Genomic DNA, 8,873 nt, shown 5'->3' with positions numbered 1-8,873 from the left:
GGCCCGCGCCCATTCTGCGGGGACCAGAGGCCTGCCAAGAGGTGCCGCTGCACGGCCGCCGTAACAGTCATCGGTACGGCGGGTCAGCCGCGCACGGACGGTGGTCGGAGGGGATGTCCGGTGCCCCGCCCGCAGGACCGGAGCGAACAACGGGGCTCCCAACCTCTGGGACCAGGGCCGCCCGCGCCGAGGACGGGGTACCGGGCGTCCCCTCCGACCCGCCACCCACACGCCGAAGGCGAACGGCGCCCAGCCACCGGCAAACCCCTCAGCCGCTCCAGCCGCTGACCAAAGGGGGATCGTTCGGGTCCGGGATCTGCGTGGACCAGCCGCCGGGCACGTTGTGGACCTGGCGGTCGCGGAAGCGGATGGGGGCGGTGCCTACGCGGCGGGTGAAGAGGCGGCTGAAGTAGGCCGGGTCGTCGTAGCCGACGCGGCGGGCGACCGCGGCGACCGGGAGTTCGGTGCCTACCAGGAGTTCCTTGGCGCGGCCCAGTCGTATGCCGAGGAGGTAGTCCTTGGGGCTGCAGCCGGCGCCGCGGCGGACGGCGGTGCGGAGTTCGGCGGGGGTCATACCGTGGCGCGCGGCGTGTTCGGCGACCGAGAGGGGGAGGAAAGCGTCGCGGGCCAGGGCCTGGAGGACGGGGTCGCCGTCGGCGTCGGTGTCGGCGCGGGCGCGGCGCAGGGCGACCAGGAGTTCGTGAACGGCGGCGGAGGTCTCGACTTCGAGCAGGGGGTTGCCGCGGCGTGCGGCCCGTGCGATGCGCCCGACCGCGGCCCGCGCGGGTCCGGTGTCCGCGAGTGGTACGACGGGCCGGTCCGGCTCGATGTAGCCGAGTTCGGTGTAGGTGGCGGCGGCCGGGCCGGTGAAGTCGACGAAGCTTTCGTCCCAGCCGGTCTCGGGGTCGGCCCCGTAGTGGTGCACCACGCCCGGCGTGATCCACAGCAGGGCGGGGGCGGTGACCGGGTGGCGGCGGCCGTCGGGGGCGGTGCACCAGCCGCGGCCGGCGCTGATGACGATGGCGACGTGGTGGTCGAGGGTGCGCGGGCCGACCGTGGGCAGTGCGCCGTGCTGGAGGCCAACGCCCAGGCACACCAGGCCGAGCCGGTGGTGGACCGGGTTCGGCGTGAAGTACCGCATCCAGGTGTGGTACACGCCCGGCCTCCCGTCGCTCCGTATCTCTCCGTCGAACCGTCCAAGCAGGGTCGATCTTTGTCCATGGACCGGCGCACCGCCAGAGGGCGAGGGTGACCGATGACGTATCGATGACCGTGCCCGTACGGCCCGTCGGCGCCCAGGTGGCCGCGGCACGGCGCCGGCGGCACGGGACGACACAGGGGCGGGCGACGTGGCGCGGTGTGCGGTGGGCGAGCGGGACTTCACGGTGGACGGGCGGCCGGTGCGGCTGCTGTCCGGTGCGATGCACTACTTCCGGGTGCACGAGGCGCAGTGGGGCCACCGGCTGGCGATGCTCAGGGCGATGGGGCTGAACTGCGTGGAGACGTATGTGCCGTGGAATCTGCACGAGCCGCGGCCCGGGGTGTTCCGGGACCCGGAGGCGCTGGGCCGGTTCCTGGACGCGGCGCACGCGGCGGGGCTGTGGGCGATCGTCCGCCCGGGGCCGTACATCTGCGCGGAGTGGGAGAACGGCGGGCTGCCGGAGTGGCTGACCGGGCCGCTGGGGCGGCGGGTGCGGACCCGGGACGCGGAGTATCTGCGGGCCGTGGACGCGTGGTTCGGGCGGCTGCTGCCGCAGGTCGTGGCGCGTCAGTGTGACAGCGGCGGGCCGGTGATCCTGGTGCAGGCGGAGAACGAGTACGGCTCGTACGGGAGCGATGCCGGCTATCTGGTGTGGCTCGTGGAGCGGCTGCGGGCGCTGGGGGTGCGGGTCCCGTTGTGCACCTCGGACGGGCCGGAGGACCACATGCTGAGCGGCGGTTCGGTGCCCGGCGTCCTGGCCACCGTCAACTTCGGCTCCGGGGCACGGGAGGCGTTCGCGGCGCTGCGCCGCCATCGGGCGGACGGGCCGCTGATGTGTATGGAGTTCTGGTGCGGCTGGTTCACGCACTGGGGGCGCAGCGAGGAGCCGCGCGCCGCGGAGGACGCGGCGGCGGCGCTCGGGGAAATCCTGGAGTGCGGCGCCTCGGTCAACGTCTATATGGCGCACGGCGGGACGAGCTTCGGCGGCTGGGCGGGCGCGAACCGCGCGGGTGAGCTCCAGGACGGGGAGCTGCGGCCGACGGTCACCTCGTACGACTACCAGGCGCCGGTCGATGAACGCGGGCGGCCGACCGAGAAGTTCTGGCGGTTCCGGGAGGTGCTCGCCGGGTACGCGGACGGGCCGTTGCCCCCGTTGCCGGAGCCGCTGCCCGTACTGGCGGCTCCGGTGCATGCGGTGGTCGGGGAGTGGGCGCCGCCCGGGGAGGTGATGGCGGCGCTCGGCGGTGCGGAGGTCGAGGCGGCCGGCCCGGCGACGTTCGAGGAGCTGGGGGTGGACCGGGGGCTGGTCCGCTACCAGGTGACGGTTCCGGGGCCGCGGGGCCGGTACCCGCTGCGGGTGCGCGGGCTGCGGGACCGGGCGGTGGTGTACGTCGACGGAGAGCTGCGGGCAGTGGTGGACGAGGAGGACGCGGTGCTCGGTGAGGTGGCGGGGCCGGCGTCGGTGGAGTTGTGGGTGGCGTCGCTGGGGCGGGTCAACTACGGGCCGCGGCTGGCCGAGTCGAAGGGGATCGTGGGCGGGCTGCTGCACGAGCGGCAGTATCTGCACGGGGTGCGGTCGCGGGGGCTGCGGCTGGACGCGCTGGAGGAGGCGGGGGCGACGGACCGGGTGCCGTTCCGGGCGGTGGCGGGGGCCGGTGGCGGTGCGGGGCTGTACCGGGGAACGCTGACGGTGGCCGGACGGCCCGGTGATGCGGAGCTCGCGCTGCCGGGCTGGCGCCACGGGTTCGCCTGGATCAACGGGTTCTGTCTGGGCCGCTATCGGGCCGAGGGGCCGCAGCGCACGCTGTACGTGCCGGGTCCGGTGCTGCGCGAGGGCGGCAACGCGCTGCTGTTGTGGGAGTGGGAGGGCGCCCCGGCCCTGGTGGGAAGAGGGGCGGGGGCGCCCGGTCTGTATCCCTGCACGGCAGGGAGCTGAGGGCGGCCGTGGGGGCGCGCCGGCCCCGCCCCCACGGCCCGGCTACACCTCGCGCACCTCGAACGTGTCCAGGACGAACTCCGCCGTCCCGTCGTCACCCACCTTGCGCAGTCCCACCCATGCCGTGCCCTCGGCCGGGGCGGTGAACTCATAGGTCCAGCTGGTGGGTTGGGTCGCCACCGGGAGCGGGCGGCGGCTCAGCTCGCGGGGCGCCGGTTCGTCGACGGCGGTGACCCAGGCGTACTGGCCGGCCTTTTCGTTCTCGTAGCGGAAGGTGACCCGGTAGCGGCGGCCGGCGGCGAAGCGGACGGTGTGCGGGACGGTCCGGTAGACCAGCCCGGTGTTCTCGCCGCGTGACTTGAGCGAGGAGCCGCCGTCGATGACGTCGTCGATCGCCTTGCCGTTCCAGCCGCGCTGGGTGAACGGGGCGTGCCGCTGGGCGATATGGGTGCGCGGGTCGGTGCTGCCGCCCGCGTCGCCCTTGACGAAGACGCCCCAGCCCTGGGGGACGTGTTCGAAGTCCTCGTAGGCCAGGGCGCCCTTCTTGGTGGTGGGCCGGGCGGGCACGACGCGGATGTTGTCGAAGCGGACGCGGGCCCGGCCGGCCGCCGCGGTCAGGGCGAGGGTGACCGGGCCGCCGCCCTCGGGGACGGTGAAGTGGGTGAACAGGCGCTGGAAGCGGGTGCCGGATTTGCGGTCCGCCGCCACGTAGTTGCCTGCGGTGGAGGTGTCCGTCCAGTTGGTGGCGGTGACTCCGTCGGCGGTACGGACCTCCAGGCCGGCCCGGCGCCGTTCGCCCGCGGTGGCCCCGACCTCGACCTGGACGGAGGCGGCGTAGCTGCCGGGGGTGAGCCGGGCGAGTTTCTGGGCAACGGTGGCGGCGCCGCCCGCGCCGATGACCAGCTCGTAGTCGCCCGGCTTGCTGAGCTGGACGGAGGCCGGGCCGGTGGTCTGCCAGCCGTCCAGGGTTCCGGAGTGGAAGCCGGGGTCGGTGACGGGGGTGCCCTCGCCCCAGTGGGGATCGCCCTGGGCGGGGGCCTTGGTGCGGTGGACGACGTAGGCGACGCCGGGCCGGGCGGTCAGCGTGATCCTGCCGTCGCTGACGGGGATCCGGGTCTCCTGGGTGCGGCCCTGGTCGGTGAGCCGGTAGGCGTAGACGGCGCGGGCGGCCGACCAGCCCCGGGGCAGCGCCCAACTCGTGGTGCCGCCACGGGGGTTGTAGTGGTAGAGCTTGTCGGGGTCGGTGGCCCGGCGGGGTTCCCAGGGGAGCAGATAGGTGCCGCCGTCGTAGACGAGGCGGCCGTCGGTGGTGATCCGGCGGCTGCCTTCGGCGTCGCTGACCGAGGTCCTGGTGGGGCCCTCGAAGGTGATCTCGTGCGCGCCCCAGGTCCTGATCGGGTACGCCTGGAGGTATTTGGCGGGCAGCGCGTCGGTCCAGATGATCGTGTGGAACGCGTACCAGTCGGTCTTGCCCACCCAGCCCTCGAAGTTGCCCATCCGGCCGTGGCCGAGCAGCGTGGGCCACTTGTCGGCGAAGACGTCCTTGTGGTGGTGGTGCAGGAAGCGGATCAGCCGGGAGTTGATACCGCGTGAGGTGTCGGGGCCGTAGTCGGTCTCGTTCGCCCAGTGCGACCACAGGGCGGAGCGCTCCAGGCCGTGGCCCCATTCGGTGGTGATCTGCCAGCCCTGGTCGCGCAGATGGCGCTGGAGCCGGTCGGAGTTCCAGCCGGACTCGCGGAAGACGTCGAGGTAGAGGGTGTTCAGCGCGGGGTCGGTCTCCTCGCGCAGCCGGGCGAAGCGCCGGGCGATGTCGCCGGAGACCAGATCGCGGCGGGCGTCGATACGGTACGACTGGTCGAGCCAGTCCCACTGCTTGTCGTTCTTGTCGACGAGCCGCTCGGAGAAGGCGTGTGCGACGGGGTAGGACTCGGTGGCGTTGACGTGCACCGCGAAGTCGCTGTTCCACTTCTTGCCGGCGCGGAGCAGGGCGTTGAGGTCGGTGAGGCCGCCGGCCCGCTCGTTGTAGTTGCCGCCGTAGTCGGGGTGGGCGGAGTCGTGGCCCTCGGACTGGTAGCCCTTGAGGAGGGTGAACTGCCGCAGGCCGTCGGTGGCCAGCGCGATGCGCTTGACGGTGTCGAGGGTGGCGAGGAAGGGGTTGGTTGCCTGGCTGGCGAAGTTGAACGGGATGTGCGGGACGACCCGCAGATGCTGTTCGTCGGCGCCCAGCGGCCGCACCATGATGTCGCGCAGCGCGATCGCGCCGTCCTGCCAGTCGGCGGTGCCGTCGCCGTTGCGGTCGCGGGTGACGATGACGGTCGCGTACGGCAGCGGGTCGGTGGCGACGGGGGACGGCTGGCCGGCCGCCCGGTGGGTCCACTGGCCGCAGCCGAGCTGGGCCGTGACGAAGCCGTCGCCGTGCACGGTCTGCCGCCACAGCCGGCCGTTCTCCCAGGTGGTGGCGCCGGTGGGCCGGTCGTAGCAGGTGTTGGTGTCGATGCCGGCGGCCAGTTGGCCGGTGGCGACGACGGCGTAGGCGCATCCGGTGGGGGTGGCCTCGGCGGGGGTGTCGTCGGTGACCCGTATCAGGGTGTCGCCGCTGGTGGCCTTGTCGAGGGCGATCCGGGCGGCGAGCAGGGTGGCGTCGGGCTGGTCGCTGCGGACGGCGAGCAGGGCGAGGCCGGGGATCTCCAGGGTGCCGATGCGCAGTGCCGGGGTGTCGGTGATGCCGGTGACCCGCCAGGTGGTCCGCCGGCCGTGGACGGCGATCTCGACGGTGATCCTGGTGCCGCCGTCGAAGCCGAGGGTGTAGGTGGCGCGGCCGGCGCGGGTGCGGTGGGTGACCCGGGGGGTGTGGGCGGTGCCGTCGATGAGGACCCGGGTGACCGGGGTCTGCCCGCCGTGCAGCACGGCGCCGGTGCCGCGGTCGGTGTAGGAGACGATGCGCGGGAAGGCGGTGTCGACGCGGACCTCCAGCGCGTCGGACCGCAGCAGCGCCTCCGCCGCACGGGGTGCGGCCGTGGCGGGCCGTGTGGCGAGCGGGAGGGCGCCGGCGACCCCGGCGAGCGCGGTGGCGGCGACGACCTTTCGGCGGCTGGGCCCGGCCGGGGCTGCGGTCTGTTCGTTCACGCGCGCGGTCCTCCTTCGTGCCTGCACTGCCTGTCGGCGGACAGCGTGCTGCCGGTGCGGGGCGTGCGCCTATGGACAAAGGAGGGGCAGGTGTTGGACAGATGTGCGGCGGGCCGGGAGGGCGGGGCAGGCGGTGGCCCGCCGTAGAGGGACAGGTCCGCCGTCGAGAAGCGGGTCAGGCCGTGGCCCCGCCGTCGAGGGGCAGGACGGCGGTGAGTTCCCAGCCGCCCTCCGGCGCCGGGCCCGCGGTAAGCCGGCCGCCCATCGCCTCGGCCCGTTCGGTGAGGCCGGCCAGGCCGAAGCCCCCGCCGCGGGCCTGTTCGGAGAGGCGGGCGGGGGCGCCGCCGTCGTTGGCGATGCGCAGCTCCACCCCGCGGGGGACGGACCGCAGGCCGATCCGTACCGCCGTGGCGTCCGCGGCATGCTTGCGGATGTTGGTGAGCGCCTCGCGCACGATGCGGTGGACCGCCGCGGCCACCTCGGCCGGCAGCGCGTGCGCGGCGCCGGTTTCGAGGGCGAGGAGGACCGGCGGGCCGGTGCGGGCGAACGTGTCGGTCATCGCACGGACCTCCGCGAGCCCGGCGAGCGGATGGGCCCGCGCCCCGTCCTCGCGCAGTACCCGCACCAGTCGGCGCATCGCGCCCAGCGCCTCGCTGCCGGCGGTCTCGATCCGCTCGAAGGTGGCGTCGGCCGGCGGTCCTTGGAGGCCGGTGCAGCGCGCGGCGCGGGCCTGGACGACGATGCCGGTGACGTGGTGGGCGATCAGGTCGTGCAGCTCCCGCGACAGTTCCAGACGCTCGGCGGCCCGGACCGCGGCGAGATCGCGCAGCCGCTGGGCGTCCTGCCGGCGCAGGGTCAGCGAGTAGGCGGTGACGACCACGGTGAGTACCGCCTGGACCACGGTGAACAGGCCCGGCCGGAGGTCGCGCAGCGGGGTGAGGACGCAGGCCAGGCCCAGCAGCGGGCCGAGGACGGCGGCGGTGCGGCCGGGTGCCCGGCGGACCACGGCGGCGAGCAGCAGGAGCAGGGCGAGTCCCTCCCCCAGGCCCCACACGTGGGGTGGGCGCGGTCCGGCGATCAGCAGCGCGGACCCGGTCAGCGAGACCACGGCCGCGGCGGCGGCCCGGGCGGTCAGCGGGATCCGGGCGCCGGGCACCGTGCACAGGCAGACCGCGAGGGCGGTCGCCCCCATGACGGCGTGCGGCCGGGCGGGCTCGTGGGCCATCGCCACGGTCTCCAGCCCGGCGAGGAGCAGCAGAAGCACCGCCGGGCCGGCCGCGGCCGCGATGCGGCGCGGTGGCCGGCTCGTCGGCCGCCCCGGCAGGGGGCTCATCCGCGGGGCCCGTCCGGTGTTGCCGTGCGGTTCACCCCCACGCCGCCGTCGAGGGGGCATCGTCCGGTGTCTCAAGGGGATCGTGATGACCGCCGAGCAGGACGTAGGCCAGGGTCGCGGCGGAGGCGGCGAGGAGCAGGGCGGCGAAAACGGTGGTGCGGCGGTCGCGGTCGGGCGCCGGGGGCCGGCGGCGGGGCTCGGGGGTCATGTCGTTCACGCTAGGGAGCCGGCGCGGGGCCGCCCAGAGGCCGTCCGGTCATCCGTGGCGGCACAGGACCCGGCCGGGAACCCGTATTTGGTCCCGGGGCGGACGGACCAAGGGCCGTGGCGCGGCGGGACCAAGGGCCGGGACCGAGGTCCGGGACTTCCGTCCCGGCGAAGGGCCCGGGGAGCGGCTCCCCGGGCCCAAGGTGTGTCGTCGGTGTGCGGGGCCGGTCAGCCCAGTTCGCCCGCGGCCTTCTTGATGTTGGCGGCGAAGGCGCTCACCTCGCTGTAGACACCGGGCTTGCCGGGGCGTGCGCAGCCCTCGCCCCAGGAGACGATGCCGACCTGGAGCCACTGGCCGGCGTCGTCCTTGCGGAACATCGGGCCACCGGAGTCGCCCTGGCAGGTGTCGGTGCCGCCGGTGTCCAGCTTGCCGGCGCAGATCTCGTCACCGGGGGTCAGCTGGTCGCCGTAGGCCTTCTGGCAGGCGGCGTCGTCGACGAACGGCACGGTCGCCTTGAGGAGGTAGCGCTGCTGCTCGCCGCCTTCCTTGTCGGCGCCCCAGCCGGCGATGGTGAAGTCGCCGCTGTTGAGCTTGTCGTCCTCGGCGATCTTCAGGGTGGGCTGGTCTATCGGCTTGGCGAGCTTGATCAGGGCCCAGTCCTTGCCCTTGCCGTTGTAACCGGGGGCCTGGAGGACCTTGGTGGAGTTGACCTTGACGGCGGCGGAGTCCTCCAGGTCGACCACACCGGCGGTGGCGGTGATGGAGGTGTTGTCGCCGCTGCCGTCGACGCAGTGCGCCGCGGTGAGCACGATGTCCTTGGCGTAGAGGGCGCCGCCGCAGCCCATCGACAGCCGGACCATGAAGGGGAATTCACCCTGGTCGGCCTTGGTGCCGCCGACGACCTTGGTGGACGGTTCGGGGGCGGGCGCGGCCGAGGCCGAGCCGGGCTGGAGGCTGAAGGCGGCCAGGGCGACCGCGCCGACGGCGAGGATTCTCTTGAGGGGCTTCCGGTAGCTGCGCAACGGGCTTCCTTTCGTGGGGGGTTGCACGTCGATGACGAGCCCATGCC

6 protein-coding genes are annotated in these 8,873 nt (G+C 74.2%); 1 reads left to right on the top strand and 5 read right to left on the bottom strand.

The window, feature by feature from the left end; genetic code table 11:
• Nucleotides 1-268 precede the first annotated feature (268 nt).
• Entirely contained in the window at nucleotides 269-1,156 is an 888-nt protein-coding gene (locus TU31_RS34670) for a helix-turn-helix domain-containing protein (RefSeq protein WP_042162179.1), read from the bottom strand.
• A 193-nt stretch (nucleotides 1,157-1,349) separates the two neighbouring features.
• On the opposite strand from TU31_RS34670, the gene TU31_RS34665 reads away from it, so the two are divergent.
• Nucleotides 1,350-3,137, top strand: coding sequence for a glycoside hydrolase family 35 protein (locus TU31_RS34665; RefSeq protein ID WP_042162177.1), 1,788 nt, complete (start codon nucleotides 1,350-1,352; stop codon nucleotides 3,135-3,137).
• Nucleotides 3,138-3,179: 42 nt separating this feature from the next.
• Here the strand turns inward: TU31_RS34665 and TU31_RS34660 are convergent, their stop codons facing one another.
• The 4 genes from TU31_RS34660 to TU31_RS34650 all read right to left on the bottom strand — a co-directional run bounded on the left by TU31_RS34660 (nucleotide 3,180) and on the right by TU31_RS34650 (nucleotide 8,826).
• Entirely contained in the window at nucleotides 3,180-6,263 is a 3,084-nt protein-coding gene (locus TU31_RS34660) for an endo-alpha-N-acetylgalactosaminidase family protein (RefSeq protein ID WP_042162175.1), read from the bottom strand.
• 175 nt (nucleotides 6,264-6,438) lie between these two features.
• Nucleotides 6,439-7,596 (bottom strand): sensor histidine kinase, encoded by a 1,158-nt coding sequence (locus TU31_RS34655; protein WP_042162173.1) that lies wholly within the window; start codon nucleotides 7,594-7,596, stop codon nucleotides 6,439-6,441.
• Between the two features lie 31 nt (nucleotides 7,597-7,627).
• Nucleotides 7,628-7,804, bottom strand: coding sequence for a hypothetical protein (locus TU31_RS38885; protein ID WP_158894842.1), 177 nt, complete (start codon nucleotides 7,802-7,804; stop codon nucleotides 7,628-7,630).
• A gap of 227 nt (nucleotides 7,805-8,031) precedes the next feature.
• Nucleotides 8,032-8,826, bottom strand: coding sequence for a S1 family peptidase (locus TU31_RS34650; protein WP_042162172.1), 795 nt, complete (start codon nucleotides 8,824-8,826; stop codon nucleotides 8,032-8,034).
• Nucleotides 8,827-8,873: the final 47 nt, after the last annotated feature.

The sequence above is a fragment of the Streptomyces lydicamycinicus genome, assembly GCF_000829715.2.
GTDB lineage: Bacteria > Actinomycetota > Actinomycetes > Streptomycetales > Streptomycetaceae > Streptomyces > Streptomyces lydicamycinicus.
The sequence above is the reverse complement of the archived record's forward strand: the minus strand, read 5'-3'. Positions and strand labels throughout refer to the sequence as shown.